Source organism: Salipiger pallidus (genome assembly GCF_014643635.1).
In the GTDB taxonomy this organism is placed as follows: domain Bacteria; phylum Pseudomonadota; class Alphaproteobacteria; order Rhodobacterales; family Rhodobacteraceae; genus Salipiger; species Salipiger pallidus.
This window is the reverse complement of record NZ_BMJV01000001.1, coordinates 540,916-566,795: the sequence shown is the minus strand read 5'-3', so window position 1 is coordinate 566,795 and position 25,880 is coordinate 540,916. Positions and strand designations below refer to the sequence as shown.

At 65.3% G+C, this 25,880-nt stretch carries 29 protein-coding genes and 1 pseudogene; 19 read left to right on the top strand and 11 right to left on the bottom strand.

From position 1 onward, the window contains the following. Window positions 1-42 precede the first annotated feature (42 nt). The 3 genes from IEX41_RS02725 to msrB all read left to right on the top strand — a co-directional run bounded on the left by IEX41_RS02725 (window position 43) and on the right by msrB (window position 2,792). Window positions 43-1,215, top strand: coding sequence for an alpha-D-ribose 1-methylphosphonate 5-triphosphate diphosphatase (locus IEX41_RS02725; protein WP_188788562.1), 1,173 nt, complete (start codon window positions 43-45; stop codon window positions 1,213-1,215). 440 nt (window positions 1,216-1,655) lie between these two features. Then, window positions 1,656-2,213 (top strand): fasciclin domain-containing protein, encoded by a 558-nt coding sequence (locus IEX41_RS02720; RefSeq protein ID WP_188788560.1) that lies wholly within the window; start codon window positions 1,656-1,658, stop codon window positions 2,211-2,213. Between the two features lie 114 nt (window positions 2,214-2,327). Further along, window positions 2,328-2,792 carry a peptide-methionine (R)-S-oxide reductase MsrB gene (msrB, locus tag IEX41_RS02715; protein ID WP_188788558.1) on the top strand — a complete coding sequence of 155 codons (465 nt, stop codon included), beginning with the start codon at window positions 2,328-2,330 and terminating at the stop codon, window positions 2,790-2,792. Between the two features lie 648 nt (window positions 2,793-3,440). On the opposite strand, the gene IEX41_RS02710 is transcribed toward msrB, so the two are convergent. Then, window positions 3,441-4,073: a DnaJ domain-containing protein gene (locus IEX41_RS02710; RefSeq protein ID WP_188788556.1), complete on the bottom strand. Its 633-nt coding sequence runs from the start codon at window positions 4,071-4,073 to the stop codon at window positions 3,441-3,443. Window positions 4,074-4,147: 74 nt separating this feature from the next. Between IEX41_RS02710 and IEX41_RS02705 the strand changes: the two genes are divergently transcribed. Continuing rightward, the gene (locus tag IEX41_RS02705) at window positions 4,148-4,402 is read left to right on the top strand and encodes a BolA family protein (protein ID WP_188788554.1); all 255 of its coding nucleotides are present in this window, start codon (window positions 4,148-4,150) and stop codon (window positions 4,400-4,402) included. Between the two features lie 295 nt (window positions 4,403-4,697). On the opposite strand, the gene IEX41_RS02700 is transcribed toward IEX41_RS02705, so the two are convergent. Beyond that, a complete protein-coding gene (locus IEX41_RS02700) occupies window positions 4,698-5,276 on the bottom strand; it encodes a DUF4177 domain-containing protein (RefSeq protein ID WP_188788552.1) in 579 nt (192 codons plus the stop codon). Window positions 5,277-5,818: 542 nt separating this feature from the next. Here IEX41_RS02700 and IEX41_RS02695 point away from each other — a divergent pair. After that, entirely contained in the window at window positions 5,819-6,514 is a 696-nt protein-coding gene (locus IEX41_RS02695; protein ID WP_188788550.1) for a Crp/Fnr family transcriptional regulator, read from the top strand. An 84-nt stretch (window positions 6,515-6,598) separates the two neighbouring features. On the opposite strand, the gene IEX41_RS02690 is transcribed toward IEX41_RS02695, so the two are convergent. Together IEX41_RS02690 and IEX41_RS02685 are read right to left on the bottom strand one after the other, a co-directional pair. Further along, window positions 6,599-6,763, bottom strand: a complete 165-nt coding sequence (locus IEX41_RS02690; protein WP_188788548.1) for a hypothetical protein — start codon at window positions 6,761-6,763, stop codon at window positions 6,599-6,601. A 29-nt stretch (window positions 6,764-6,792) separates the two neighbouring features. Continuing rightward, the gene (locus tag IEX41_RS02685; RefSeq protein ID WP_188788546.1) at window positions 6,793-8,145 is read right to left on the bottom strand and encodes an ammonium transporter; all 1,353 of its coding nucleotides are present in this window, start codon (window positions 8,143-8,145) and stop codon (window positions 6,793-6,795) included. 503 nt (window positions 8,146-8,648) lie between these two features. Here IEX41_RS02685 and IEX41_RS02680 point away from each other — a divergent pair. After that, window positions 8,649-9,356: a type I glutamate--ammonia ligase gene (locus IEX41_RS02680; RefSeq protein WP_229672891.1), complete on the top strand. Its 708-nt coding sequence runs from the start codon at window positions 8,649-8,651 to the stop codon at window positions 9,354-9,356. Window positions 9,357-9,420: 64 nt separating this feature from the next. Continuing rightward, window positions 9,421-10,545 (top strand): cytochrome P450, encoded by a 1,125-nt coding sequence (locus tag IEX41_RS02675; protein ID WP_229672889.1) that lies wholly within the window; start codon window positions 9,421-9,423, stop codon window positions 10,543-10,545. 128 nt (window positions 10,546-10,673) lie between these two features. Here IEX41_RS02675 and IEX41_RS21400 read toward each other — a convergent pair whose 3' ends face one another. The 3 genes from IEX41_RS21400 to IEX41_RS02665 all read right to left on the bottom strand — a co-directional run bounded on the left by IEX41_RS21400 (window position 10,674) and on the right by IEX41_RS02665 (window position 11,974). Continuing rightward, entirely contained in the window at window positions 10,674-10,919 is a 246-nt protein-coding gene (locus IEX41_RS21400) for an alpha/beta fold hydrolase (RefSeq protein WP_229672888.1), read from the bottom strand. Window positions 10,920-10,991: 72 nt separating this feature from the next. Then, window positions 10,992-11,117 carry a hypothetical protein gene (locus tag IEX41_RS21680; RefSeq protein WP_277874158.1) on the bottom strand — a complete coding sequence of 42 codons (126 nt, stop codon included), beginning with the start codon at window positions 11,115-11,117 and terminating at the stop codon, window positions 10,992-10,994. 128 nt (window positions 11,118-11,245) lie between these two features. After that, window positions 11,246-11,974, bottom strand: a complete 729-nt coding sequence (locus IEX41_RS02665) for a type 1 glutamine amidotransferase (protein ID WP_188788544.1) — start codon at window positions 11,972-11,974, stop codon at window positions 11,246-11,248. Window positions 11,975-12,309: 335 nt separating this feature from the next. Here IEX41_RS02665 and IEX41_RS21760 point away from each other — a divergent pair, with 335 nt between their 5' ends. The 8 genes and pseudogenes from IEX41_RS21760 to IEX41_RS02630 all read left to right on the top strand — a co-directional run bounded on the left by IEX41_RS21760 (window position 12,310) and on the right by IEX41_RS02630 (window position 16,669). After that, window positions 12,310-12,549, top strand: a complete 240-nt coding sequence (locus IEX41_RS21760) for a hypothetical protein (RefSeq protein WP_308421482.1) — start codon at window positions 12,310-12,312, stop codon at window positions 12,547-12,549. 307 nt (window positions 12,550-12,856) lie between these two features. Continuing rightward, window positions 12,857-13,090 (top strand): annotated as a pseudogene (locus tag IEX41_RS21395) (hypothetical protein); the annotation flags it as partial. Between the two features lie 182 nt (window positions 13,091-13,272). Next, window positions 13,273-13,473 carry an aminomethyltransferase family protein gene (locus tag IEX41_RS21390; RefSeq protein ID WP_229672946.1) on the top strand — a complete coding sequence of 67 codons (201 nt, stop codon included), beginning with the start codon at window positions 13,273-13,275 and terminating at the stop codon, window positions 13,471-13,473. Continuing rightward, window positions 13,424-13,687 carry an aminomethyl transferase family protein gene (locus IEX41_RS22055; protein WP_188789225.1) on the top strand — a complete coding sequence of 88 codons (264 nt, stop codon included), beginning with the start codon at window positions 13,424-13,426 and terminating at the stop codon, window positions 13,685-13,687. Before IEX41_RS21390 ends, IEX41_RS22055 begins: the two co-directional genes overlap by 50 nt. An 83-nt stretch (window positions 13,688-13,770) precedes the next feature. Then, window positions 13,771-13,968, top strand: coding sequence for a hypothetical protein (locus IEX41_RS02645; protein ID WP_188788542.1), 198 nt, complete (start codon window positions 13,771-13,773; stop codon window positions 13,966-13,968). Further along, the gene (locus tag IEX41_RS02640) at window positions 13,965-14,840 is read left to right on the top strand and encodes a phosphotransferase (protein ID WP_188788540.1); all 876 of its coding nucleotides are present in this window, start codon (window positions 13,965-13,967) and stop codon (window positions 14,838-14,840) included. The genes IEX41_RS02645 and IEX41_RS02640 overlap by 4 nt, the downstream gene beginning before the upstream one ends. A 462-nt stretch (window positions 14,841-15,302) precedes the next feature. Then, the gene (locus tag IEX41_RS02635; RefSeq protein ID WP_188788538.1) at window positions 15,303-15,626 is read left to right on the top strand and encodes an aminomethyl transferase family protein; all 324 of its coding nucleotides are present in this window, start codon (window positions 15,303-15,305) and stop codon (window positions 15,624-15,626) included. Window positions 15,627-16,033: 407 nt separating this feature from the next. Then, on the top strand, window positions 16,034-16,669 hold the full coding sequence (locus IEX41_RS02630; RefSeq protein ID WP_188788536.1) for a helix-turn-helix domain-containing protein: 636 nt from the start codon (window positions 16,034-16,036) through the stop codon (window positions 16,667-16,669). 426 nt (window positions 16,670-17,095) lie between these two features. On the opposite strand, the gene edd is transcribed toward IEX41_RS02630, so the two are convergent. Next, window positions 17,096-18,901: a phosphogluconate dehydratase gene (edd, locus tag IEX41_RS02625; protein WP_188788534.1), complete on the bottom strand. Its 1,806-nt coding sequence runs from the start codon at window positions 18,899-18,901 to the stop codon at window positions 17,096-17,098. 637 nt (window positions 18,902-19,538) lie between these two features. Here edd and IEX41_RS02620 point away from each other — a divergent pair. From IEX41_RS02620 to IEX41_RS02610, 3 genes are all read left to right on the top strand, one after another. Next, on the top strand, window positions 19,539-20,735 hold the full coding sequence (locus IEX41_RS02620) for an RSP_2647 family RNA methyltransferase (protein WP_188788533.1): 1,197 nt from the start codon (window positions 19,539-19,541) through the stop codon (window positions 20,733-20,735). Then, window positions 20,732-21,283 (top strand): RSP_2648 family PIN domain-containing protein, encoded by a 552-nt coding sequence (locus IEX41_RS02615; RefSeq protein ID WP_188788531.1) that lies wholly within the window; start codon window positions 20,732-20,734, stop codon window positions 21,281-21,283. The genes IEX41_RS02620 and IEX41_RS02615 overlap by 4 nt, the downstream gene beginning before the upstream one ends. A gap of 97 nt (window positions 21,284-21,380) precedes the next feature. After that, window positions 21,381-22,463, top strand: a complete 1,083-nt coding sequence (locus IEX41_RS02610; protein ID WP_188788528.1) for an ABC transporter ATP-binding protein — start codon at window positions 21,381-21,383, stop codon at window positions 22,461-22,463. A gap of 75 nt (window positions 22,464-22,538) precedes the next feature. Here IEX41_RS02610 and IEX41_RS02605 read toward each other — a convergent pair whose 3' ends face one another. From IEX41_RS02605 to IEX41_RS02595, 3 genes are all read right to left on the bottom strand, one after another. Then, complete coding sequence (locus IEX41_RS02605; protein ID WP_188788526.1) at window positions 22,539-23,447, bottom strand: AEC family transporter; 909 nt, start codon at window positions 23,445-23,447, stop codon at window positions 22,539-22,541. A 306-nt stretch (window positions 23,448-23,753) separates the two neighbouring features. Beyond that, window positions 23,754-24,596 carry an AAA family ATPase gene (locus tag IEX41_RS02600; RefSeq protein ID WP_188788525.1) on the bottom strand — a complete coding sequence of 281 codons (843 nt, stop codon included), beginning with the start codon at window positions 24,594-24,596 and terminating at the stop codon, window positions 23,754-23,756. Between the two features lie 452 nt (window positions 24,597-25,048). After that, window positions 25,049-25,327, bottom strand: a complete 279-nt coding sequence (locus IEX41_RS02595) for a hypothetical protein (protein ID WP_188788523.1) — start codon at window positions 25,325-25,327, stop codon at window positions 25,049-25,051. Window positions 25,328-25,358: 31 nt separating this feature from the next. Between IEX41_RS02595 and dksA the strand changes: the two genes are divergently transcribed. Continuing rightward, complete coding sequence (dksA, locus tag IEX41_RS02590) at window positions 25,359-25,781, top strand: RNA polymerase-binding protein DksA (protein WP_188788521.1); 423 nt, start codon at window positions 25,359-25,361, stop codon at window positions 25,779-25,781. Window positions 25,782-25,880 lie beyond the last annotated feature (99 nt).

The following is a 25,880-nucleotide window of genomic DNA, read 5'->3' as shown; positions in this document are numbered from 1 at the left end:
CCCCGTCATGTCACAGGGCAATGACGACAGAAAGGGCAGAGCATGGACGACATGAACGTGGGCCACGCGGTGGCAACGGGTGAGACGGCGCTGGGCAATGCCCGCATCGTGCTGGAGGGTGACGTGGTGCAGGGCAGCCTGCTGATCCGGGATGGGCGCATTGCGTCGGTCGATACCGGAACGGCGCCGAAAGGCGCGGTGGATTGCGATGGCGACCTGCTGATCCCCGGCCTCATCGAGCTGCACACCGACAACCTTGAGCGGCACATCCAGCCCCGCCCCAAGGTGGACTGGCCGCACATGGCGGCGATCCTTGCCCATGACGGCGAGCTGGCCTCCTGCGGGATCACCACCGTCTTCGACGCGATCCGCGTGGGCTCGGTGGTGTCGGACGGGCGCACGGATTACCGCAAGTATGCGCGGCCCGTGGCGTCCGAGATCCTCGAGGCGCGGGCGCGGGGAATGCTCAAGATCAGCCACTTCCTGCACCTGCGGGCGGAGGTCTGCTCCGAAACCCTGATCGAGGAGCTGGACGAATTCACCGAAGCCGACCGGGTGGGCGTGCTGTCGATCATGGATCACACGCCGGGACAGCGGCAATTCCGCGATCTGGAAAAGCTGAAGGAATATGTCTGCGGCAAGCATGGCCTCAACGACGCGCAGTTCGAGGACCACGTGGCGGGGCTCAGGGCGATCCACGCGCGGCTTGGGAACCAGCACGAGGCCGGGGCGGTCGCGGCGGCGCGCAGGCTTGGCGCGGTGCTGGCGAGCCATGACGACACCCTGCCCGAACACGTGGCAACAAGCGCAGATCACGGTGTGCGGCTGGCCGAATTCCCCACCACCGCCGAAGCCGCCGAGGCCTGCCACGCGCATGGCATCGCGGTGATGATGGGGGCGCCGAACCTGATCCGGGGCGGCTCGCATTCCGGTAACGTGGCGGCGGCGGAGCTGGCCGAGAAGGGCCTGCTGAACATCCTCAGTTCTGACTACGTGCCGTCGTCGCTGATGACCGCCGCCTTCCGGCTGGCTGACATCTGGGATGATCTGCCGCGTGCCATCGCCACGGTCAGCGCCGGGCCCGCGCAGGCGGCGGGGCTGACCGACCGCGGGCGGATTGCGCCGGGGCTTTTGGGTGACGTGGTGCGGGTACGCATGAACGAGGGCACACCGGTGATCCGTGGCGTCTGGAGCCACGGCAGGCAAGTGGGCTGACCCGCGCGGCCCACTCCGGCCTGCTTCGGCATTGCGGAGCGTCGGGGCGGGCAGGCGCCATCTCGACACTGGCCGCCGGTATCGGCCGCGCGGCAGATCTCATGATGCTCGGCGCGCGGGCACCCGGTCGGCTCTGAGCGCGGGTCGGCTGGGGCGGCGCTGCGGGGGAGCCTGTCAAAAGGGCCGCGAACGCTGTGTCCGTCAGGGTGTTCGGTGCGCGATCGCACGATTGGGTATGCGCGGACCGGCTGTACTTTTCGTACAAGACGGGTCGCCAGGCCGTGCCCCCCCAACCGACGCCCGGCACAATCTTCCGCAGCACCCAAAGGTTATCACGTACCCGTGATCGCAGGAATTGAAACCTTCCAATGCGCCCAGCCGTGGCTTCGGGCACATCCGGTTCAACCGAGCCGGTGCAGGATAACTGGAGGAGAGTCCTTATGACCCGTTTCAACACCGCACTTACCACCGCAGCCCTTGCCCTCGGCCTTGCCGCTCCGGCCTTCGCGCAGGACAACCCGATGGTTGGCGGCGCGCCGATGTACGCCGACAAGACCATTGTCGAGAACGCGGTGAATTCCGCCGATCACGAAACCCTTGTCGCCGCAGTCAAGCAGGCCGGCCTCGTGGACACGCTGAACTCGGAAGGCCCGTTCACCGTCTTCGCACCCACCGATGCGGCCTTCGACAAGATTTCGGATGAGAGCCTGTCGCAGCTGATGATGGATGAGAACAAGGACCAGCTGGCCAAGATCCTGACCTGCCACGTGGTTTCGGCCAACGCCATGTCGGGTGCCATCGCCCAGATGATCGCCGATGACGGCGGCATGCACCCGGTGCCCACCGTGGGCGGCTGCACCCTGCAGGCCAAGATGGAAGGCCAGGACATCGTTCTGACCGACGAACAGGGCCGCAGCGCCACCGTGACCATCGCGGACGTGAAGCAATCGAACGGCGTGATCCACGTCATCGACCGCGTGCTCCTGCCCGCCATGTGATCCACTCGCGGATCGGCGCGGGCTGGACCGATCCTGCCCGCGCCCCCATATCAAGGGCAGCGCCGCCCCATGAGGACCGGCGCTGCCGAACCCAAGCCAGAGGAGTTGCGACAGATGATGAGACGGAGTTTTCTTGCCGGGACCGCCAGCGTCGCGGGCCTTGCCGGTCACCGCGCCGTTGCTGCCCAAGGGTACGAGGTCACCCGGACCGAGGCCGAATGGCGCGCCATGCTGACTGATCTGGAATACAGCGTAATGCGCGAGGAGGCGACCGAGCGCGCCTACACCTCGCCGCTCAATGACGAGAAACGGGCAGGCACCTTCCTGTGTAAGGGCTGCGAGCAGCCTGTCTATTCCTCGGAGACCAAGTTCGACAGCGGCACCGGCTGGCCATCCTTCACGTCGGCGATCGAGGGCGGGATCGGTACCAAGCAAGACCGGTCGTTCTTCATGACCCGGACCGAATGTCACTGCAGCCGCTGTGGGTCGCACCTTGGCCATATCTTCGATGACGGTCCGGAACCGACGGGCATGCGCCACTGCATCAACGGCGTCAGCATGACCTTCGCCCCCGCCTGAGCCTGCTTCGGTTGGTCCACCCGCCATGATTGGCCGGGACGGGGCCCAAGGCGCGTGAGAGCGCAGCGAAGAGGTGGGCTCAGATCGGCCAGTTTGGCCGACGGCGACTGCAGGTCGAAGCGCTCTGACGGGTGCGCCCGCAGCGCATGAAACAGGGGCTGCACCAGTATTGGTGTGGCCCCTGTTTCATGCGCATCCCCCCACGGACAGAATGGGCGCTGCGTCATCCGCTGGGCGCTGGCAGGCCGCTGACAAAGCCGGAGTGGGGGGCAGTGCCTCTCTCGCCAGCCCGTGGCGCGGTCAGCCCCACTTGCTCGGAAACAGAGCCCGATGGTGATGTCCCGTCAGGGCAAATGCCTATGTTCGGAGGTTTCCGGTCGTCTGCCGCGTGGGACGACAAAAGCCGGGCAGGTCACGATAATCACGCGTAACGCCTCGGCCACGCCCCAGCCTATGGCCGGGCTTTGTCCCTCAGCGCAAACGGGGCACGCGCGTGTCTTTGGTGAGCGTGTTCGGTGAGTGTCGGCGCCGGGAAGGGCCGCAACTCATGGCTCATGAGGTTCGGGCAGGATGACGCCCTTTCCGGCGCAGGAATGAAAGAAAGGGCCGCGAGGGCCCCTTCGTGTCGGTCCGAGCCAGCGGGCGGGGTCAGCTGAAGTTGCGGCTGTCCTTCATCTGGTCCCAGGCCCAGACGACCTCCTGCAGCTGCTCTTCCTGGCTGCGGTCGCCGCCGTTCATGTCCGGGTGCAGGACTTTGATAAGCGCCTTGTAGGCCTTGCGGATGTCAGCCTTCGTTTCCGCCTTCTCCACATCGAGGATCTCGAGCGCCTTTCTCTCGGTCGCGGGCAGGCGGCGGCCGGCGTTGGCGCTGCCGCCAGTGCGGCCGGGGTTGCGCGTGGCGTTGTCGCCCAGCACCTGGTGCGGGTCCTCGATGCCAAGCCGCGCCCAGGCGCGGGCCTCGGGGTCGCGGTAATCCTTGGTGCGGCGTTCCCACACCTTGTCGGAGCTTTGCTGGGCGTTCATCTCGGCTTCAGTCTTGCCGTCGAAGAAGCTCCACTTCTGATTGTAATCGCGCACGTGCTCCTTGCAGAACCAGAAGAAGTCATCCAGCACGTCCGGCGCCTTGGGGGCGCGGAACTTGCCGGGCTCCTGACAGCCCTCGTGGTCACAGACGCGGGTTGATGTTTCCTGTTCGCCCGACATGCCACGGCGTCCGCGGGGGTTCTTCTTCTTCGAAGACTTCACCGACATATCGAAACCGAAGGGGTCACTGCTGCTCATGGTCTCACCTTTCCGACTCGGACGAGGGAGTTTAGACAATCCCTCACAGGATTGAAGAGGTCAGGAGACGAAATTTGAAACGATCGGCGGAAATCGAGACACGGATTCGGCAGGCATTTGCCGTGAGCGAACTGGAGGTGCGCAACGACAGCGCGCGACATTCGGGCCATGCGGGCGACGACGGAAGCGGGGAAAGCCATTTCCACGTAAGGTTGCGCGCGCCCGAGCTGAAAGGGCAGAACCGCGTGGCGCAGCACCGCATGGTGCACAAGGCACTGGGTGATCTGACGACCGAGATCCACGCCTTGTCGCTGGACGTGGCGGGCTGAGACCACTGGCTTCGCGCTGCGGAAGAGACCCGTGGCGCGAGGCGACGGACGGCTCGCGCGATGAGGCTCTCAGGTCAGGCGGCCGGCTAAGGCCCGCAGGCCCGCCGCGGGCCAAGGTCCACGGCCATGTTGCGGGTTGGTGCCAGTGGGCCATCCAGCGGCTTTTCACCGCGTAGTGGCCTGCTGGACGGTATGATCAGCAGACGTTCGCCGGGCATGGGCGGGCCGAGGGGCGTTGGGCAGAGGCGGCGATTTTCGGCGCCTTTGCCACATGTAACTCGGTGCCGCGACCGAGTTACTTGCGGTTCGTGAGGACCGACGAAGGCGTTTCGGAGGACGCGTCACCGTCATCCGTGTCATCGCCGGGTGCAGACAGCACAATCGATTCTCCATCGGTCGTCGTGACCTCGGCTGAGGGCGACTTCGCCTCGCGCTCGGGGGCGGCCACCGCCGGAGCACCGGCAGACGCCGCCGCTAGCTCCGGTGCGGAGGCAAGCCTGCGACCGCTCAGGCCCTCGTCGGTCCGGTCCGGCCTGGGGGCCGGAGCAGGGGCCGCGGCGGGCGCCTGCGTGGTCGCGGGGCCCGAGGCCGTTTCGGGAGCCGCCACGGAAGGCGCCGGGGCAGGGACTGCGGCCGGGGCCACCATCTCGCGACGGAACACCAGAAGGTTGCGCCAGATGGTCTGGGTCGAGGCCAGGCCGCTGCGTTCCTCGCTGGGCAGCGTCTCAGCGCGAAGGTATTCCCAGCCGGCCTGCGCCATTTCGTTCATCAGCCGCTCGATGGAATGGGCGAACCGTCCTTCGGGGCCCTTGACCGCCTTGGCCTTCTCGCCCTTGGCTGGGGCGGGCAGGACCTTGTATTCGTAACGCTGCATGACGTGATTTTCCCTTATCCTTCGCGCCACCGTACCAGCGCCTCCGGGCGGCGTCACCCGTCAAAGCCCCTGCGGCCTGACCGACGGCGGGCGCCTGCTGCCTGACATGAAAAAGGGGAGACGAGCCGTGCCGCCTCCCCCGTTCTGGGTGCTGAAAATGCAGGCAAATATACCCTTCAAGAGATGATTTTGAACGCGGCCTCCGACCAATTCTGGCGACCGCCTGCGGTGCCAGTCGGCGCCGCCGCGCCATCCCTAGCAGGGGTGTCCGGAAATGGGCAGTCAGGGATTCCGGACCTTGGCAAGACCCCGCCTACGGGGGAGTGAACGGGCTGAAATACCGGGGGCACTCCTGTCGAGGCTGCGCCACGCCCGAAGGCATGCGCAGCCCCTCCGGGGGTACGTTAACACAAGGAAACTCGTAAAGATGATGCAGTGAGCACCGGTACGCCGGTTCCTTAGTGGACTTCGCCGAGCCAATTGTTCAAAACCTGACATTTGGGGATTTTGTCTGGATTTTTCTCATCGGGAGATGAAAGCGGATGCAGCTGGAGAAGCACAGAGCCTGGGACGCGGTTGATCGCGGCTGGATGGCGCAGCGGTCTGCGCCGTTCCGCGAGGCGGTCCGGTCCGAGCTGACCGTTGCCAAGTACGACAGCAACAGCTTTCTGCACCATATCGGTGATGATCCCGGCGGCATCTACGCAGTGATCGAGGGCAGCTTCGGGGTTTACGGCGAAAGCCGAGCCGAGGGCATCGCGCTGGGGCATATCTTTCGCCCCGGGTCATGGTTCGGGCAGGGCCCGGCCAACAGTGGCCAGTCACGCTACCTCGCGTTCCGCACCATGGAACCGTCTGTGGTGGGGCTGCTGTCGCTGGAGTCCATCGTGCGCATCAATCGTGCACTGCCTGATGCATCGCGCGAGTTCATGTCACTGTCTGAGTACAACCAGATGATCCTGGCCCGCGTGGTGACGGACCTGCTGATCCGCAAGTCGGACCTGCGCATCGCATCGGTGCTGCTGCGCATTCTGGGGGATGATCCGCAGGATGATCCGTGTGCGGGGCCGCCCTGCACCATAACCCAGACCGAGCTGAGCGAGATGGCCAACGTCTCGCGCCACACGGCGAATTCGGTGCTGCGCCGCTTTGCGGAGCAGGGCTGGGTCGAGCTTGGCTACGGGCGTATCACCCTGCGCCACCCGGCGGCGCTGCACGCTTTCGTCAGCGACCGCTGAGCGCCGCGCAGCACCCCACACGACCGTGAAGAAGGGGGCGAGCCGCGCGGCACGCCCCCTTCGGTCTCATCTGATCAAGAGGCGTCAGTGATTGTTGTAGGCGTGTTTTTCATGCACGGCTGCGATGATGATCGTGCCGAAGGTGATGGCCAGAGCCACCAGCAGGAAAAGCCCCATCATCGCCGGGTTGTCGGCATAGGTGAAGACCGCCTCGGCGCCGTCCCAACTGTCGATCGGAGAAGTGTTCATGTGATCCGTTCTTCCTTATACGGTGGGCCTTATTCGGCGGGTGCGGCGGCAGCGCCGCTCGGGGTGGCCACGGACACCGGGCCCGGGGTGTAGTTCTCGGGGTAGGCCGAAACCGGCACCTTGACGATGTCGAGACCCATTTCCTGAATGTGGTCGGGCACCCGCAACAGGCCCATGGCATTGAGCAAGAAGCTCACCAGGAAGCCGGGCACGAAGCCGAGCACCCCCATGGTCGTGGCACCCACCAGCTGACCCCAGAGCGACACCGGCGGGTAGCCGTCGATGTTGGGGTAGCCGCCGGCAAAGACGCCGCAGGCCAGCACACCGATCATGCCGCCGATGCCATGCACCGGGAAGGCACCGACCGCGTCGTCGATGCCCATCTTTTCAAGCTGGACGGCGACCATCGGGACGACGAAGCCGCCGAAGGTGCCCAGCACGAAGGCCACGGGCGGGTAGTAGACATCAAGGCCCGATGCGGCGGCGAAGATGCCGATCAGGGCACCGGACATCATCCAGAACGGATCTCGGGTCTTGACCCATGCGCCGATGATGCCGCCCGCCATGCCCATGAGCGTGTTGAACGCAAAGGCCGACAGGGTGGTGGGCTGGCCGTAGATGTTGATCCACTGCTCGCCGGGCATGTAGATGATGCACCCGCCGAGGAAGCCGAAGAAGCCCACGATGATGAGCATCAGGCCGGTGATGGTGAAGGGCACGTTATGCGCGAAGATCGCATTGGCCGAACCGTCGCTGTTGAACTTGCCCACGCGCGGCCCGAGGTTGATCAGCACGCCAAGCGCGAAGAAGCCCGCGACCATGTGCACGACGCCCGCGGCGCCCACGTCATGGTAGCCGAATTCGGTCAGCAGCCAGCCGGTCGGGTGCCAGCCCCATGCACCGCCAAGGATCCATACGACCGACCCCAGCAGGATCGCGAGGATCAGGAAGCCCGCGGTCTGGATGCGTTCGATCACCGCGCCCGAGAAGATCGAGGCGGTGGTGGCTGCGAACAGCGTGAAGGCGGCCCAGAAGATGCCGGTGGCGTTGTCGGTGAGGTTCGGCCCCATAGACGCTTCCCATGGCAGGCCGACCGCGCCCGAGGGCGGCAGGCCTTCATAGAACGAGTTGTAGATGTACCAGCCGAAGAAATAGAAGGTCGGCACCATGAAGGCGAAGGCGAGGATGTTCTTGATCCCCGATGCCAGCACGTTCTTCACCCGGCTCGCTCCCATCTCATAGGCCAGAAAGCCCGCGTGGATGGCGATCATCAGGGCGGTACACCACCAGTAGAAGATTTCGGAGTTGATTGTGCCCGACATTCCGGAGGCGCCCTCGAGGGCCGCCAACCGCTCTGTCAGCGCGGCAATTTCCTGTTCCATTGTCCTAGGTTCCCCATTGGTTGTATTCTTGTTGCCCGTTCGGATGTCCGGTCAGATGAGACGGGGGCGGGCGGGGTGTGTTCACCCTGTCCCCAGAGTGAATAAAGTTTCCTGCAGGCAAAACGTGGCCGCATGGCGGTCGGGGGCGATCATCGTTTTTGTTCAAACGCTGGCGCCTTGTCCTCGCGATTGCGTGATCGTTGTGCGCTGTGCAAACGGGCCTTGACGGATTGCTGGGCGACTCCATCTTTGGGAATAAAATTTTCCCGTAAAGAATTGGTTTCTCTGGTCAGGTGCTGACACGGTCGGGCTGTCTGACTGCAGAAAAGGTCAACAAGGAAGTCGGGACAGATGGGTATCGTGGGCTTTGTCGAAGAGCCTGGACGCGACCAGAAGATCAAGGCGGCGCGCTAGAAGATCGACGCGCTGGGGATCAAGTATCTCTACCTTCAGTTCGTTTCGGTGACCGGCAAGATCATGGGCAAGGGCATCCCGTCCGATCAATGGGAAGCGTCGCCAAGAAGGGCTTTCAGCTGGTCTCTGGCGCCACGGTGAACCTCTTTACCAACCGCGCGGGCGATTATCTCGGTTACGGCCCCGAGGCCGCCGAGCTGGTGGGCATCCCCGAACCCGAGCCCAAGACCTTCATGCAGCTTCCCCAGGCCCCCGAACTCGGTCGCCTGTACTGCACCCTGTTCCGCAACCGCGAGAAAAAGGTCGATCCCGGCGCGTTCCTTACCGCCGACTGCCGCGGCAGCCTGCGCCGGATGCACAAGGCCCTCCAGGAAAAGCACGGGCTGCACCTGCGCATGGGCACCAAGCCCGAGATGATGTGGCTGAAGAACGACGAGAACGGCAAGCCTACCGACGGCATGTCGAAACCCTACTGCTACCACTTCGATCAACTCGAAAGCCTGATGGGCTCGGCGCTGCTCGCGGCGATGGATGAGGGGCTCGACAACAGCCTTGATCCCGGCTCTCCCGAAGAGCGCAACATCTGCGACGCCATGGCGCAGGGCAAGACGGTCAAGAAACTGCCCATGTCGCTGGGTGAGGCGCTGGTTCACCTCGAAAATGACGAGGTTGTGCAGCGTGGCCTTCCCGGCGAGATGTTCCGCCTCTACCATGAGTACAAGACCGACCAGTGGGCGCCGTTCCTGTCCACCGTGATCGACTGGGAGAAGGACACCTGCATGGAGTGCCTGCCGTGACGCTGAAGCAGCAGTTTCCCGACGCGCCCTACCTCGACGTGGCGAACCCTGCATTCTCACTCCGGTGCGCGAGGCGCGCGCGCGCAGCTGGTACGCCCGCACGCCCTATGGCCTTGCGGTGCTGCGCCACAAGGAGATGGGCCAGCTTCTCACCCACAAGTCCCTGATCCAGGGCAGCCATGCCTGGCCTGCCCTGAACGGGGTCACGTCGGGGGTGTTCGCCGACTGGTGGAACACTTCGATCCTCGTCACCGAAGGCGATGACCACTGGCGGCTGCGCAAGCTGGTGAACCCGGCGTTTTCACCCAAGATCGTCAAGGCGCTCATGCCCGAGTTCGAACGTATCGCGAACGATCTTGCCGACGGGTTCATCGAACGCGGTTCGTGCGATTTCATGGCCGAATTCGCCGACCCCTATGCGGCGCGGGTGCTATGCCTGCTGCTCGGCCTGCCGGAACGCGAGGCGCCGTTCATCCTGCGCACCTCGGCCACCATGGGGCTGGCGCTTGGTGTGAACTTCCCCGATCGCGTGGACGAGATCGAGGCCGCCACCATCGAGCTTGGCGATTACATCACCGGCGTCCTGAAAGAGCGTGAGACGAGCCCCGGTGACGACATCCTGTCGGTGATGGTCCAGGCCCGCGAAGGTGGCGACCGGCTGAGCCACGGGGAGCTTTGGAACCTTGCCCTAATGCTGGCCTTCGCGGGGGTGGACACGACGCGCAACCAGCTGGGCCTTGGCATGTCGATGTTCGCCGCCCACCCCGGGCAGTGGGAGGCGCTTGCCGCCGACCCGTCGCTCGACATGGCGGCGGCGACCGAGGTCATGCGGGTGCGCCCCACGATCACATGGGTGTCGTGCGAGGCGAACGAGGATTTCGACTACGGCGGCATCACCATTCCCAAGGGCACCGTGCTGCACCTTTATTCGGAAAGCGCGGGCACCGACCCCGAAGTCATGGAGGGCGCTGCCTTTGACATCACCGAGAAGCGAGCGCGCAACTTCGGCTTCGGCGGCGGGGTGCATCACTGCCTCGGCAAGCTCGTGGCGCGCAATGACATGGCGGTGGCCTACCGGGTTCTGTCGGCGCGGATGGGTGCGCCGGTGATCGGGGACGGGGCCACATGGCTTGCGGACAGTGGCAACACCGGGCCGATCTCACTGCCGATCAGCTTTACCTCGCGCTGAGGTGGGCTTGCGCGCAAGGAACCCGCTCGCCGCGGCGGGCCGGTTTTGGTTTGTGCAGGGCTTTGCGCTCCGGCGTGCCGGGCCTGCTGCAGGCGGACACGGCAGCCGCCTAGGTCTGGCGCGGGCCGTCAGAGCATGGCGGCGATCCTCCCGGCCCCCAGCGCACCTATCACGATGGACGGAGCATTTGTGTTGTCCGACACGATCCTTGGCAACACGCTGGCATCTTGCCCGCAGAAACAGGCCGTGGCGGCGACGCGGGACGGGAACGGCGCCGCCCAGTGAAAGGCCTGCTGCCCGCCCATGGACCAGCCGCAGGTGAGGCGGATCTTCTCTATCCCAAAGACCTCGCGCAGCAGCCGTTCCTGAAGCATGACGTTGTCATACTGTGTGATCTTCGGGAAATCCGGGCCGTGCAGGGGCAGGGGCGTGTTCGAGGGGGATGATCACACGCCGTTGCCCAGCATGTCGGGCACCACGATGAAATACGTATGGGGGTCCAGCGCCATTCCCGGCCCGATGAGAAAGGCGTTGTCCGCATGGGTGCCACCGTAGCGGGTTGGGCAGTCCACCACGTTGTCCTTTACAGCATTGAGCGTGCCATGGGTGGTTTAGGCCAGTTTTGCGTCCCGCAGCGTGATGCCACATTGCAGGTGGACGGTGCGAGCCTCGAAAACCGCGTAGGAGATCGGTTCAACGCTCATTTGATCGTCCCTGGTGGTTCGTTGGGGATGCCGCACTGGCGGCACCAGTTGTCATAGATCTGCCGGGCCGACCGGTGGATGCCGGGCAGCTGCTGCGCCAGCGCCTCTTCTAGGCCATCCCGCCACCGGCCGTTGGTGGCCTCTGCGTCGAGGTTACGCGGAGCCGGTTCCGTCCAGTGGCGCAGGCTTTCCTTCTTGGCCTCCAGGTCGAACTGGACCGACAGTGCCTTGTCCCCCCAGCTCATAGCCTCGACCGAGCAGGCCGGGGACGAGGCAAGCACCACTGCGCCCTCCGGTGGGCGGATGACCTCGGCGGCATGCCATTGCAGCACTGGCAGAGGCGAGGGCACATCGCTCATGTATGGCGAGCTTCCGTGCAGGGTGACGGTCTTGACCCCGACCTCGGGCGTGCCGAGGAGGACCTCGCCGCCAAGAGCACTGGCCAGCAGCTGGTGGCCGAGGCAGATGCCGAGGTAGGGCATGCCCCTGTCCACCACCGCCTCGCGGATAAGCGCCTTTTCGGCGCGCAGCCACGGATGGGCTTCTTCCTGCCAGACGTCCATGGAGCCACTCTTGACCCAGACCGCATCGAAGCCGTCGAGCGGGGGAAGCGGCGTGCCCTCGTGCAGAAGGACGCGCGTCCAGTCGTGACCGGCGGCCGCCACCATCTCGAGAAGGGCACCGCGGTGGGGTGGGCGTTGATGATTGAGTACCAGAAAATGCATGTGATGGACCTCCCGCGCTGTCTTTGCCCCATGGTCGTGCAGCCCTCCCTGATCTACCTCAGGTTCTCTTAAGAAAACCCAGAGTGGCAAGAAGAATGGTTGCCTTATGAGAAAACCTTATAACCATCAGTAAAAATTGCACATCGGTAGATCAGGGAACGAAGGTTCGCCTGATCGGTGCCGGTCCGTCTGGCCTTACCCAGCTTTTGGGGTGCCAGTGAGCGGCAGAGAGGGGCGAGGAGATTTCCGAGTTCGTCTGTTACTGGAAACAGGCCGACTGGAGCGGTCTGTGGCGCAATGCCTGGCGCACGGGCGTCTAAGGGTAAGCCAACCCCGTGCATGGGTCGATATGCCGCAAACTGAGGTCCAACGGCCCCAAAGAGGGGCTGAAGCTGGCCGACCATTGCTTTGACGAACATTTCGGCTTCCGCGACGTGCCCTGTGACCCTGGCTTCGAGGGGTTCAGCGGGCGCATCCTCCATGTCCGTTATGTCCACGATGCTGATGAATGCGACGGGCGCGACATGCTGATCCTTGGGACCATCTATTCAGGCGATGGCATCGGATCGCAATGATGGAAATACGGTTGCAACTCGGTCACCGGGGCGCACCGTACGGCACCCATGGGATAAAACCGGGGCGACATAGTGCGGCGATGGCGGCCGACTGGCAGTCCCGCCAGGCTGACGAAGACGCAGGAGAAACGGATCATGATGCGACAGAGTATCAGGGCGACTACGTCAAAGAACTGATCACGGGAACCGATAACCCCAGCTTCGCGTCGAGGGCGCGCACGAGGCGTTCGTCCAGTGGAAGACGCACAAGAAGAAGGCAATCACGTCCATCCGCAACAACGGCTATGTCGTGCCCCTCACGGGGGCCATGGCAGCTTTGCGCCCACTCCGGGATTTCACCGAATACACGGGCTACTGGCTGCCGGGCAACTTCCCCTCAGTCGGCGCGCTGGGCGAATACCGGGCCTGCCGCGAACAAGTGGTGATCACGGAGCTGTCGCCCTTGCGCGAAGTCGCGGTGATCGGCCCTGAAGCCGCGGATCTGATGAAGCATTGCGTGACCCGCAACATCGATAAGCTTTGCATCGGGCAGGTGGTCTATCCTGCCGCCTGCGATGAACACGGCGAGATGAGCGACGACGGCATCGTGTTCCGGCTCAGAGGCCACACCTCGCGCCGGATCGGCGACTGTGGTCATTGCGGCAGCTTATTGCGGGAGGAGGCAGTGAGACTGGGCATGGACGCCCATGTGCGCAGCTCCACCGACCAGCAGCACAAGGCGGCGTGCAGGGGCGGCTGTCGCTGCAGATCCTGTTGGCGCTGTCCTGGACCCCGCCGGGCCGCCCGACGGTGGACGCGCTGGGCTGGTTCCATGTCACCATCGCAAGGCTGGAGGATTTCGTCGGCCGGCCGGTGATGATCTCGCGCACCGGCTATACCGGAGCGCTGGGCGTCGAGGTGTTGGACGCCCCCCGAGATCTTTGACGCCATCTGGGCCGAAGGGCGCCCGCGCGGGCTCGAGCCTCTGGGCCTTGCCGCGCTCGACATGTTGCGGATCGAGGGTGGGCTGACCTTGACCGGTCACGAGTTCGACAACCAGTCCGGCCCGTTCGAGGCAGGCATCGGCCTTACCGTGCCGCTGACGTTTAAAGCGATGCCGTGCTCCGGGCGCGAGGCGCTGGAGCGGCGCAAGCCATAGCCGCAGCGCAAACTGGTGGGCCTGCTGCTGGACACGACAACCGTGCCCGCCCAGTGCGAGTGGGGCGCGTGCAGCTAGGCGTGGTGGCATTCGCCACCCGGTCCCATATCCTCGGGCAGACCATCGCACTGGCCCGGGTCGACGTGACCCATGCCGGTCTTGGCACCGCGCTCGAGATCGGGCAGATCGATTATCACCAGAAGCGGCTCGCCCACCCGGTGGTGCCATTCCCGCGTTTAGGTCTCGGCAAGGCCCGGGCGAAAGGAGACGACATCGCATGACCCCTGAAGACCGTGTTCGCGCCCTTGGCTTCTGGTCGGGCCAGCCAAAGATCGAGCCGCTGCCCGGTGCGAGGACCACCCTCAAATTCGTGGTGACGGATCCCTCGGGGCGCTATGTCGTCCGGTTGGGGCAGGACATTCCCGAGCATCTCGTGATGCGTTGGAACGAACGCAGCCTCACCGAAGCGGCGGGCTATGCGGGGATTTCCCCCATGCTGCGCCATGCGGAGCCGGGCGTTATCGTCACCGACTTCATTCCGAGCGCGGCTCTCACCAAGGCCGACCTGCACGATCCCGCCACGCTACGCGAGGCGGTGGAACTGGTGGGCCGGGTCCACCGCGACCTGTCGCGCCGCATCACCGGCCCGGTGCTGACCTTCTGGGTCTTCCATGTCCTGCGCAGCTACGCCAGCGTCCTTGGCCAGCAGGGCTCACCGCACATGATGAAGCTTCCCATGCTGATGACCGAGGCCATGCGCCTCGAGGAGGCGGTTGGAGAGATTGCGCTGGTGCTGGGCCACAATGACCTTCTGCCGCAGAACATCATCCGCGACGAGGGCGGCAGGCTCTGGCTGGTTAATTGGGAATATGGCGGCTTCAACGCTCCGAGTTTCGACTTGGGCGGGCTGGCAAGCAATTCGGGTCTTCCCGAAGAGGCGGAGGCCGAGATGCTGGCGCTCTATCTCGGACGCACTCCGGGCCAGGACTGGATTCGCAGCTACCGCGCTATGAAATGTGCCTCGCTCCTGCGCGAGGCGATGTGGTCGATGGTGTCCGAGATCACCTCGGAGGTCGATTTCGACTATGACGCCTACACGGGCGAGACCCTCGCCCGCTTCCACGTGGCGCTTGATGACTGGAACCTGACATGAGCTTCCCCGCGGAGGCCCACGCTGACATCGTCGCGGCGGCATTATCGGCTTTCCCACGCCTGTCTCCTTGCAGAGCCTGGCTCGGAGGTGATGCGGCTCGAGGCGCACAAGCTGACCTCTGGAACGCCCTTCCACGCCGCGGGGCTGGTGGGGCAGCTGCGCGGCTTGGACAATATCACCGAACTGTAGGGCTATTCGGTCAAACTGTACGATGCGCTTGACGCCGAGACCGGGCAAACCACTGGATGGAAGCGCAACGGCGGGTTGGGTCTTGCCTGCAGTTAGGAATGTTGGAGGGAAGGCAAACGGCAGGCCACTGCCGCCCGCAGCTTCGGGCTGGACCTGCAGCTGCTCAGCCCATCGGAGGCGCAGGACCTCTGGCCACTGATGGAGTGAGCAACGTGGTGGGCGCGCCCTCCCTGCCCACCGACGGGCGGCCCACCTGGCCCGCCGCCGTGGGACGTGAACACAAGGCCATTCGCAAGACAGCAATGCGCAGTCGACGTAGGCTGTCGCGCCATCGAAACGCTGCGCTTCGGCAAGGGCTACTGTGCCTGGGGTGGTGACATCGGGCATGATACCACGCCGCTGGAGGCAGGACTTGGGTTCGACGTGTCAAAGGCCAAGGCCACCTACGGTGGAAGGGACGCCATCGAGGCCGCTCGCACTGCGCCGCTCGCCCGCAGGCTGGTGACCCTTTACCGCTGCACGCGAGGTGGTGCTGCTGGGGGCGAGACGTTGTACCGGAACGGCGAGTGGGTCGGCTATCTCAGCTCGGGTTGCTAAGTCACGCGTGGGGGAGGCCATCAGCATGGGCTAGCTGAAGCACCCCGAGGGGGTACAGCCCGACTGCATCGTGTCTGGCAGCTATGAGCCGGAGATCGCCATGACCCGTTTGCCTTGCGAGATGAGCCTAGCGCCGCTCCACGATCCGGCCGAGGAAGGCTGCAGTCCTCGGCTGGTGAAGCCCGGCCAACGCCTGGACCTGCGCAGAGCAAAAGCCTGCGACGATCTCGCAGGCCTTTCCTCAGGCGTGCGTAGTGACCAGCGGAAGACGCTCGGACGGCGCGGGGAGCATCCCCCGAATACCGCGAAGATCGGGCCATGAGCCACCGCCTCTCAGGCACGCAAGGCTTGACATGAACGCCATGACACCATCACGACGGAGCACCCAGAGGCCAGACGGACCATCCATGAAGACCCCCGACAGCAAGCTCACCCAAAACCCCCATGCCGTTCGCGAAGTGCGCGAGAAAAACCTCGAGGTCGCCATCGGTCGGCAGGTGCGCGAGCTGCGTAAACGCCAGCGCATGACAGGCTCCGAGCTGGCGCAGCAGACCGGGCTGTCGGTGGGCATGCTGTCCAAGATCGAAAACGGGGTGATCTCGCCCTCGCTCAACACGCTGCAATCGCTGGCCAATGCCCTCCGGGTGCCACTGGTGCAGCTGTTCACGGGCTTCGAGGAGGCACGCGGGGCGATGCATGTGAAGGCCGGGCAGGGCGCCGAGATCGAGCGTGCCGGCACCCGCGCTGGACACCAGTACAATCTTCTGGGCCATATCGGGTCGAATAATTCGGGCGTGGTGGTCGAACCCTACCTCATCACCCTAGACAGTGAATCCGACCGCTTCCCGGCCTTCCAGCACGAGGGAATCGAGCTGATCTACATGCTGGAGGGCGTGATCGACTACCGTCACGGCGATCAGCTTTACCTGCTCGAGCCCGGTGACAGCTTGCTGTTCGATTCCGATGCGCCGCACGGGCCCGAGGTCTTGGTGGAAATCCCGGCGAAATACCTGTCGATCATCACCTACCCACAGGCCCGTTGAACAGCCGGTCGCGCTGGGCGCCTTTCCGTGGGGCTGCGGGCTGAAGGGGAGACGGACGGCTCACGCTGTGCCTGCGACAGGGCGTCCCCCGAAATCAAGGCGCTACGGCCAATAGTGCAGCGGGACAGCTTGGGAGGGTGCTGAACATCTCTGGTCGCGGCTGGCGGGGGCAGAAGACCACAACCCGGCAGCGCACTGGCAGACTGTCCCGTTCCCGCCTGAGCCTGCCCCGGTGAGACCGGCCGAATCCAGCGGCCCGCATGGTACGTCAGCAGCCAGCCAAGGTACAGCGCGACGCCCGGGGGCAGGATGGTCCGAGAGGCGGAAAGACGCCCAGGGCGGGCCGTGAGATACTTGGGAGCGCAGGCGACAGGCTCCGGGTCCGGGAGCGTGGGGGCGGGCCGGGGCCGGCCCGCCCGGGCGGTCTTAGACCACGACCGCCGCTCCGTTCGACGCAAGGCCGACGTTCTGGCGGAACGCCTCGAACAGCTCTCGCCCGACGCCATGGCCGTTGCCCGCAAGGTCCGGCTGCACCGGCGCGCGATCCTCGAACCCTTCGGTGAGGCAGGACAGCGTGCCTGCCACCGCATCCACCCGCACGATGTCGCCATCGCGCAGTTTCGCCAGCGGGCCGCCATGCTTGGCCTCGGGCGAGACATGGATCGCGCTGGGCACCTTGCCAGACGCGCCGGACATACGTCCGTCTGTCACCAGCGCCACCTTCAGCCCGCGATCCTGAAGCACCGCGAGGGTGGGGGTCAGGGAATGCAGCTCGGGCATGCCATTGGCGGACGGCCCCTGAAAGCGGACCACGACGATGGTGTCCTCGGTGAACTCACCGGCCTTGAACGCCTCCTTGACGCTTTCCTGGTCGTGGAAGATGCGCGCCTTGGCTTCGATGACGTGGCGCTCGGGCGCCACGGCCGAGATCTTCATCATCCCGTGCCCGAGGTTGCCATGCATCTGCTTGAGACCCCCGGTCGGCTGGAACGCGTCCGAGGCCGGGCGCAGGATGCGATCGTTCTGTGTCTCGGTCGAGGCGGGCTCGTAGCTTAGCACGCCGTCCCGCAGCTTCGGCTCGGAGCGGTAGAGCGACAGCCCGTCGCCCGCCACGGTCTTGACGTCCTCGTGCATCAGCCCCGCGTCCAGAAGCTGGCCGATGAGGTACTGAAGGCCCCCGGCAGCGTGGAAGTGGTTCACGTCCGCAAGCCCGTTGGGATAGACCTTGGCCATCAGTGGCACCACCGACGAGATCGCGTCGAAATCGTCGAGCGTCAGCTCGATCCCCGCGGCACGGGCCATGGCAGGCAGGTGCAGCACGAGGTTGGTGGACCCACCCGTTGCCATAAGCCCGACGATGCCGTTGACGAAGGCCTTGGCGTCGAGGATGTCGCAGACGGGGCGGTAATCATTGCCCAGCTTGGTGATCTCGAGCGCGCGTTTCGTGCCCGCCTCGGTCAGAGCGTCGCGAAGGGGGGTGCCGGGATTGACGAAACTGGCACCGGGCAGGTGCAGGCCCATGATCTCCATCAGCATCTGGTTGGAGTTGGCGGTGCCGTAGAAGGTGCAGGTGCCGGGACCATGGTAGGACGCCATCTCGGCCTCCATCAGCTTGTCGCGGCCGACCTCGCCTGTGGCAAACTGCTGGCGCACCTTGGATTTTTCGTCGTTGGGCAGACCGCTGGTCATGGGGCCGGCGGGGATGAAAATACCGGGGATGTAGCCGAAGGTTGCCGCGCCGATAACAAGGCCCGGAACGATCTTGTCGCAGACGCCAAGGTAGACGGCGCTATCAAAGGTATTGTGGCTGAGCGACACGCCAGCCGCCAGCGCGATCACATCGCGCGAGAACAGCGACAGCTCCATGCCGACCTGCCCTTGAGTGACCCCGTCGCACATGGCGGGCACGCCGCCCGCCACCTGCGCCGTGCCGCCCGCGGCGCGGGCCGCCTCGCGGATGATGGCGGGGTAGCCTTCGAACGGCTGATGCGCCGAAAGCATGTCGTTGTAGGCGGTGACGATCCCAAGATTGGGCGCGCGTCCTTCGGCCAGGGATCCCTTGTCGCCGCCCATGGCCGCGTAGGCGTGCGCCTGGTTGCCGCAGGTCAGGTGGGCGCGGCGGGTGCCTTCCTCCGCGGCCTGGGCCATGCGGTCGAGATAGGTTGCACGGCGCTCTTCCGAGCGGGCTTCGATGGCTTGGGTGACCTTGGCGATCGTGGCGTCGAGTGGCATTGCTCCATCCTCTGGCAAGAACCTGTGACTGGTGCGCGCCCCTTGAATGCGCGCGGCGAATGCGCGCAGGCCCGCTTCGGAAAACGGCGCGCGGGGGCGGCGGTTCCGAGAGCGCCGGGCAGGCGCGGCATTCGTGTGACTTCCTTTTCCACCGGTGACGTTAGCCCGGTTAGCGCTATCAGTAAATGCCTCGGTCGAGACCTTCTGCAGGAAATCGACCACACGTTGCATCATGCTGCAGACAGCCCAAGAGGAAGGCAGCCTGCGGGCAGACTGGTTTGGCAGCCATGACGCGGATTGGGCCAATGTCAGTCTTCAGCTTTCAATCACCGTCGGGATGTCCTGTGCGCGGGGTGTGTCTTCGCATTGTCGAACCGGGCAGAAGGGGAGCCGACATGCCCCTGATCGGCAACATCTGTCTCAGATCGCTGTTTGTCAGAGTGACGATGCCGCGCACGGCGCGACCGGGGCCGTCATCCGCGCGCAAAGCCCGGTAAGTGGCGCAAGGGCAGCGGACTGATGGCAGCCGGTCGGGCCGCCGGGACATCGCGTGGACCGGTGCCTTCCCGGGCCCGCAGATCGCCGATGCGCTGTTTCACTCTTCCCAAGTGCCGTGCCACGCGGTAACGGAGGCGCCATGACAGCCCCCTCATATCCCGTCGTCCGCCTCACGCCCAAAGCCAATGCCCGTGCCATCCGCCGCGGTTTCCCTTGGGTTTATTCCAATGAACTCGTGCTTGACCGCCGCACCAAGGGCCTTGCCCCCGGCACGGTCGCTGTGCTCGAGGATGCCGAGCGCACGCCCATCGGCCTTGTCGGCATGACACCCGCCTCGAAGATCGCTGCGCGGATGCTCGACCGCGACACCGATGCCGAGATTGGCAAGGACTGGCTGACAGCTCGCCTGTCCAAGGCGCTGTCGCTGCGCGAACGGCTGTTCGATGCACCTTATTACCGGCTTGTGCACGCGGAAGCCGACGGCTTTCCCGGCGTCATCATCGACCGCTTCGGCGACACCTGCGTGATCCAGCCCAACGCCGCATGGGCCGAAGCGCTGCTGCCGCAGCTGGCCGAGGCGCTGGCCGAGGTCACCGGGATCACGACCATCCTCAAGAATGCCGGCTCGCGCGGGCGCCAGCTCGAGGGTCTCGATGATGAGAATGCCATCCTGCTTGGCACTGCGCCCGACGCGCCGCTGCCGGTCGAGATGAACGGCGCCACCTACATGGCCGACCTCACCGGTGGCCAGAAAACGGGCCTCTTCTACGACCAGCGCCCCAATCACGCCTTCGCGGCCAGGCTTGCGGAAGGGCAGGATGTGCTCGACGTGTTCAGCCACGTGGGTGGCTTTGCCCTCGCCGCGCTGGCAGGTGGCGCGGCTTCGGCCCTGTCGGTGGACGGCTCCGCCCCGGCGCTGGCTCTGGCGGCACAGGGCGCCGAGCGCATGGGCGCTGCGGACCGCTTCGACGCGCGGCAGGGCGATGCCTTCGACGTGCTGGGCGCGCTCGGCGAAGAGGGCAGGCGCTTCGGCATCGTTATTTGCGATCCGCCCGCCTTCGCACCGGCGAAACCCGCCCTAGAGGCAGGCCTGCGCGCTTACGAGAAGACCGCGCGCCTTGCCGCCCCGCTGGTGGACGAAGGCGGCTACCTCGTGCTGTGTTCATGCAGCCATGCCGCGGACCTTAGCAGCTTTACCGGCGCATGCCTGCGCGGCATCGGCCGGGCCGGACGCCGTGCACAGCTGCTTTATACCGGCGGTGCTGGCCCGGACCATCCACTGATGCCGCAGCTGGCGGAATCGGGCTATCTGAAGGCGCTGGTCTTCCGCCTGTGAAGGTCCTGCTCGACACTTGCGTCATCTACCCCACGGTGATGCGCGAGGTGCTGCTGGGTTGCGCGGCGCAGGGGCTGTTCCAGCCGCTGTGGTCGGCGCGCATTCTTGAGGAATGGGCGCTCGCCGCGCGCAAGCTCGGCCCCATGGGCGAGATGCAGGCGCGCGGCGAGATCGCCAATGTCCGCCGCGACTGGCCGCGCTCCGAGGTGAAGTTCTCGCCCGACATGGAGCGTCGGCTCTGGCTGCCGGACCCGGCGGATCTGCATGTCCTTGCCGCTGCCATCGCGAGCAGCGCGGACATGATCGTCACTGAGAACGCCAAGGATTTCCCCCGCGGCATCCTTGCCGAAGAGGGGCTGTCGCGCGTTGACGCCGACGGCTTCCTGCGCGGTCTGTGCGAGGCGAACCCCGGCAAGGTGCGCGATGCCTGCGAGGCGGTCCTGGCCGAAGCCCGCCGCCTGTCGGGCGAGGACTGGACCATGCGCGGCCTGCTGAAAAAGGCACGGCTGCCACGCCTTGGCAAGGCGTTCGAGGTGGCCGGCGCCTGAGCCTACGTCCTAGGGGCCGGGCGCTTGCAGGGGCGGGCGCTTATTGCTACGCCCCTTGCCAACCGCCCGCAGGGGCCAGAACAGGCGAGGCAGCACCTTGGAGAGCACCCCCCCAAGGCTTCAGGTCAGCAATCTTGTGCGCCGTTTCGAAGGGCGCGCCGTGGTCGATGACGTGTCGCTCAGCATCGCGCCCGGTGACGTGACTTGCCTTCTGGGTCCGTCGGGATGCGGCAAGTCGACCACCCTGCGCATGATCGCGGGCGTCGACATGCAGGACGCAGGGACCATCCACGTGGACGGAGAGCTGATCTGCGACACGGTGTTCCGCGTTCCTCCCGAGCGTCGCCAGATCGGCCTGATGTTCCAGGATTTCGCCCTGTTTCCGCACTTGTCGGTGGGCGACAACGTGGCGTTCGGCCTCAAGGGCGCGAAGGCCGACAAGCGCCGCCGCGCCGCTGAACTGCTCGAGCGTGTAGGCCTCGTCCACTACATCGACGAATACCCCCACCAGCTGTCAGGCGGTGAACAGCAGCGCGTGGCGCTGGCGCGTGCCCTTGCGCCCAAACCGCGCATCATGCTCATGGACGAGCCGTTCTCCGGCCTCGACAACCGCCTGCGTGACGGTATCCGCGACGAGACCCTGTCGCTGCTGAAGGAAGAGGGCACCTCGGTCCTGCTGGTCACTCACGAGCCCGAAGAGGCCATGCGCATGGCTGACGAGATCGCGCTGATGCGCGACGGGCGCATCGTGCAGCAGGGCGCGCCTTACAACATCTTCAACGCCCCGGCGGACAAGGCGGCGGTGGCGTTCTTCTCGGACACGAACGAACTGCGCGGCACCGTTCATGGCGCGCTGGTGGACACCCCCTTCGGGCCATTCCTTGCGCCCGGCGTGCACGATGGCGCGCAGGTGGACATCGTGTTCCGGCCGCAGCACGTGGGCATCGACTTCGACCGTGGCGGGCGCGCGCCAAACACGACCGAACGGGCCGGGACCCCGGCCCGGGGCGTGGTGGAACGGGCGCGCTTCATGGGTTCGGAAAGCCTCGTGGAGTTCCGCATGGATTTCGACGGCGGGCTGATCAAGGCGACGGTGCCCAACGTGTTCCTGCCGCGCAAGGGCACGCCGTTCTGGCTCACCGTGCGCCGCGACCGCTGCTTCGTCTTCCCGGTGGACTGAGCCGCCCTTCAGCAACGGGGGGCCATAGACGGGCAGGCGGAGGACGCGCCCCCTCCGGTCAGCCCCGATGCGCTCTCAGGCCAGCACCGCCAGCGACACCAGCGACAGCACCGAGGTCCAGACGATCACCGGCGCCACAGCATCGGTGCGCACGCCGTAAAGCATCGCCAGGGCGAAGGCCATGGACCCCGACGGCCCCGCCGAGGCCAGTGTCACCTGCTCCTGCCATTGCCCCCCGACCTCGCCCAGCTGCAGCGCGAGACCCACCAGTGCCGGGAAGGCCATCAGCTTCATCCCCGCCGCCACGGCCACGGGCGCCGAGGGCACCAGCGAGCCTGCCGACAGGATCACTCCGAGGGCAAACAGCGTCAGCGGCGCGGCGGTCTTGCCCGCGAACTGCAACGCCTCGAGCAGGGGCACCGGCAGAGACAGGCCAAAAAGGTTCACCCCCAGCCCCAACACGATGGACAGCAGCACCGGGTTCACGGCGATCCGCCGCAGGACCGGCCCGATGCTGGTGGACGGGCGCATAATGAGTTCAGTTCCGATGATGAAGATTGCGAAAGTGACGGCAGTGTCGAACACGGCGATGGCCATCACCGGCAGGGTCGCTGCCTCGCCATCCCCGTAGATCATCACCGAGACCGGCCAGACATAAAGCAGTGTGTTGACGAAAACGACGGCCATGGACAGCAGCCACGCCTCCCCGGTCTCGCGCCCCATCATCCTGCGAAAGATCCCGAAGGCCACGGCAAACACGGCGATCTCGCAGGCGAAATACAGCCCAAGCCCGCCCCATTCGAACAGATCCAGCGGCGCCGCCGCCACCGTGGGAAAGATCAGCGCCGGCTGCATCACCATGAACGAGATGCGGTTCGCCGCCGCCGCCTCGGCCCGAGCGATCACCCCGCCGCGCCCCAGCACGAAGCCAAGGGCAAGAATGGCGAACACCGGCAGGATGTCGTGAGTGAGGACGGTCAGCATCGGGAAGGCTCGTGAAAATGGTATACCATTTCCCGTTGCGCCATTCGCGCGCCGCCGTCAAGCAATTGGCCCGTGCATGCGAAATCGCGCCCCCAGAAAACCTCCGGACAGACCAAGGGGGCGCAAAGCCCGCTCTCCAGCAAGGCCGCGTTTCCTTTGACCGAAAATATCCCGGGGGAGGCCCGCAGGGCCGGGGGCAGCGCCCCCTGAAACGCTCGCCAGACAGAGTGCCCTGAAACAGCCCCAGCGACGCCCTCTATAAACGCCCCCGAAGCGCGGGCCTCGAGGGGCCCTGCCTCGACCGGCCTAACGCCCCTGCCGCCGCGCCATGAAGGCCAGCCGCTCGAACAGGTGCACATCCTGCTCGTTCTTCAAAAGCGCCCCGTGCAGCTTCGGCAGGGCATCGCCGGCATCACGCTTGAGATCCTCTGCCGTCAGATCCTCGGCCAGTAGCAGTTTCAGCCAGTCGATCACCTCCGAGGTCGACGGTTTCTTCTTCAGCCCCGGCTGCTCGCGCAGCTCGTAAAACTGGGTCAGCGCAGCGGTCAGCAGGGCGGGCTTGATGCCGGGGTGATGCACCTCGACGATACGCCGGAGAACCTCGGGTTCAGGGAACCGGATGTAGTGGAAGAAGCAGCGGCGCAGGAAAGCATCCGGCAGCTCTTTTTCATTGTTCGAGGTTATGATGACGATCGGCCGGACCTTGGCTTTCACGGTCTGCCCGGTCTCGTAGACATGGAATTCCATGCGGTCGAGTTCCTGCAGCAGATCGTTCGGGAATTCGATGTCGGCCTTGTCCACCTCGTCGATCAGAAGCACCACGCGTTCGTCCGCCTCGAAGGCCTGCCACAGCTTGCCCTTGCGGATGTAGTTGGACACGTCATGGACCCGCTCATCACCCAGCTGGCTGTCGCGCAGGCGGCTGACGGCGTCGTACTCGTAAAGGCCCTGCTGGGCCCGGGTGGTGGATTTGACGTTCCACTCGATCATCGGCAGCCCCAGCGAGGCCGCCACCTGCCGCGCCAGCTCGGTCTTGCCGGTGCCCGGCTCTCCCTTCACCAGAAGCGGGCGTTCCAGCGTGATCGCGGCGTTCACCGCCATGGTCAGATCGCCCGTGGCGACATAGCTGTCGGTGCCGTCAAAGCGCATTCGCGTCCTCCCCAAAGGTTCGTGCCTCTCCGGGATAGGCAGCCGGACGGGCCCATGCAAGCCCGGCACACACCGCGGGGAGGCCGACCGACACCTTAGGAGCCGAACGACCCGGCTTGGAGGAACTCGTGCACTCCACCGGGACGGCTGGCGAGCGCGCCGGTGTGTCTGGGCATGTCGCTGGACCACCCGCACGCGCGGGGGTGGCACAGGGCAAATTAATGGGTGGAGGCGGGCAGGGACAAAGCGGGATCATCGCTGCGCGAAGGCCGGGCAGGGCCTTCGATATCGTAAGGGATGCAGTCCATGCGCGGAGGAAGGCCTTTGCCAGCATCGCCCTCACTGGGGCAGTGCGAAGATAGGTTTTGGCGCGGGATGTTGCCGTGCCCCGCGCAGCGCCCCGCGTATCCCTGCCGCAAAATCACCGCTCCGGCTGATGCGATGACCCAAGGTCAGCTGGCTTGCTCGTACAGCGTACCAGCTGTCGCCGTTTTTTTAGGCAGCGCTTGCTCCGGCACGCCGAGGCGGAGTTTGTCGAAAACCGATGCCGGACGGCGTCGAATTGGTGGGATTTGTCCAATTTCGCGCTCTGTGCCGTGGGTTTGCGCATCCACCCGCAAGGGCATCCAGCGCTTTCCCCTGTTCGCCGCTTGATTGTGTAGTGACAACACCTTGAGCTTGGGATACTTCCAGCGGCGCAAGGGGTGCCGGGGATCTACGAACGATTTCATATGTCCGTCCGGCTTGTCAGAGGGAGCAGCAATGAAGCCCGAAACCTTCCTTCCGGACGACTATCGTCCCGCCGAGGACGAGCCGTTCATGAACGAGCGTCAGCTCGAATATTTCCGCCGCAAGTTGCTTGCCTGGAAAAACGACATTCTTGCCGAAAGCCGAGACACCATCGAGGCCCTGCAAGAAGCCACCCGCAACATTCCCGACGTTACGGACCGTGCCAGCGAAGAGACAGATCGCGCTCTGGAACTGCGCACCCGTGACCGCCAGCGTAAGCTGGTGGCCAAGATCGACAGCGCCCTGCGCCGAATCGACGAAGGGGAATATGGCTATTGCGACGTGACCGGCGAGCCCATCTCGCTCAAGCGGCTCGACGCACGGCCCATCGCCACCATGAGCCTCGAGGCGCAGGAGCGTCATGAACGCCGTGAGAAGGTGCACCGCGACGATTGATCCCGCAACGGATCCTTGAAGCCGTGACGTAAAAGACCGACAAGGCGCCGGGGCGAATTGCTCCGGCGCTTTGCGTCGGGGGCCACGGCAGGCCAATGC

Bases quoted from the DNA above. Each gene is read 5' to 3' on its own strand.
- IEX41_RS02725 (WP_188788562.1), top strand. From the start codon at position 43: ATGGACGACATGAACGTGGGCCACGCGGTGGCAACGGGTGAGACGGCG.
- IEX41_RS02720 (WP_188788560.1), top strand. From the start codon at position 1,656: ATGACCCGTTTCAACACCGCACTTACCACCGCAGCCCTTGCCCTCGGC.
- msrB (WP_188788558.1), top strand. From the start codon at position 2,328: ATGATGAGACGGAGTTTTCTTGCCGGGACCGCCAGCGTCGCGGGCCTT.
- IEX41_RS02710 (WP_188788556.1), bottom strand. From the start codon at position 4,073: ATGAGCAGCAGTGACCCCTTCGGTTTCGATATGTCGGTGAAGTCTTCG.
- IEX41_RS02700 (WP_188788552.1), bottom strand. From the start codon at position 5,276: ATGCAGCGTTACGAATACAAGGTCCTGCCCGCCCCAGCCAAGGGCGAG.
- IEX41_RS02695 (WP_188788550.1), top strand. From the start codon at position 5,819: ATGCAGCTGGAGAAGCACAGAGCCTGGGACGCGGTTGATCGCGGCTGG.
- IEX41_RS02690 (WP_188788548.1), bottom strand. From the start codon at position 6,763: ATGAACACTTCTCCGATCGACAGTTGGGACGGCGCCGAGGCGGTCTTC.
- IEX41_RS02685 (WP_188788546.1), bottom strand. From the start codon at position 8,145: ATGGAACAGGAAATTGCCGCGCTGACAGAGCGGTTGGCGGCCCTCGAG.
- IEX41_RS02680 (WP_229672891.1), top strand. From the start codon at position 8,649: ATGGGAAGCGTCGCCAAGAAGGGCTTTCAGCTGGTCTCTGGCGCCACG.
- IEX41_RS21400 (WP_229672888.1), bottom strand. From the start codon at position 10,919: ATGCTTCAGGAACGGCTGCTGCGCGAGGTCTTTGGGATAGAGAAGATC.
- IEX41_RS02665 (WP_188788544.1), bottom strand. From the start codon at position 11,974: ATGCATTTTCTGGTACTCAATCATCAACGCCCACCCCACCGCGGTGCC.
- IEX41_RS02640 (WP_188788540.1), top strand. From the start codon at position 13,965: ATGACCCCTGAAGACCGTGTTCGCGCCCTTGGCTTCTGGTCGGGCCAG.
- IEX41_RS02630 (WP_188788536.1), top strand. From the start codon at position 16,034: ATGAAGACCCCCGACAGCAAGCTCACCCAAAACCCCCATGCCGTTCGC.
- edd (WP_188788534.1), bottom strand. From the start codon at position 18,901: ATGCCACTCGACGCCACGATCGCCAAGGTCACCCAAGCCATCGAAGCC.
- IEX41_RS02620 (WP_188788533.1), top strand. From the start codon at position 19,539: ATGACAGCCCCCTCATATCCCGTCGTCCGCCTCACGCCCAAAGCCAAT.
- IEX41_RS02605 (WP_188788526.1), bottom strand. From the start codon at position 23,447: ATGCTGACCGTCCTCACTCACGACATCCTGCCGGTGTTCGCCATTCTT.
- IEX41_RS02600 (WP_188788525.1), bottom strand. From the start codon at position 24,596: ATGCGCTTTGACGGCACCGACAGCTATGTCGCCACGGGCGATCTGACC.
- IEX41_RS02595 (WP_188788523.1), bottom strand. From the start codon at position 25,327: ATGAAATCGTTCGTAGATCCCCGGCACCCCTTGCGCCGCTGGAAGTAT.
- dksA (WP_188788521.1), top strand. From the start codon at position 25,359: ATGAAGCCCGAAACCTTCCTTCCGGACGACTATCGTCCCGCCGAGGAC.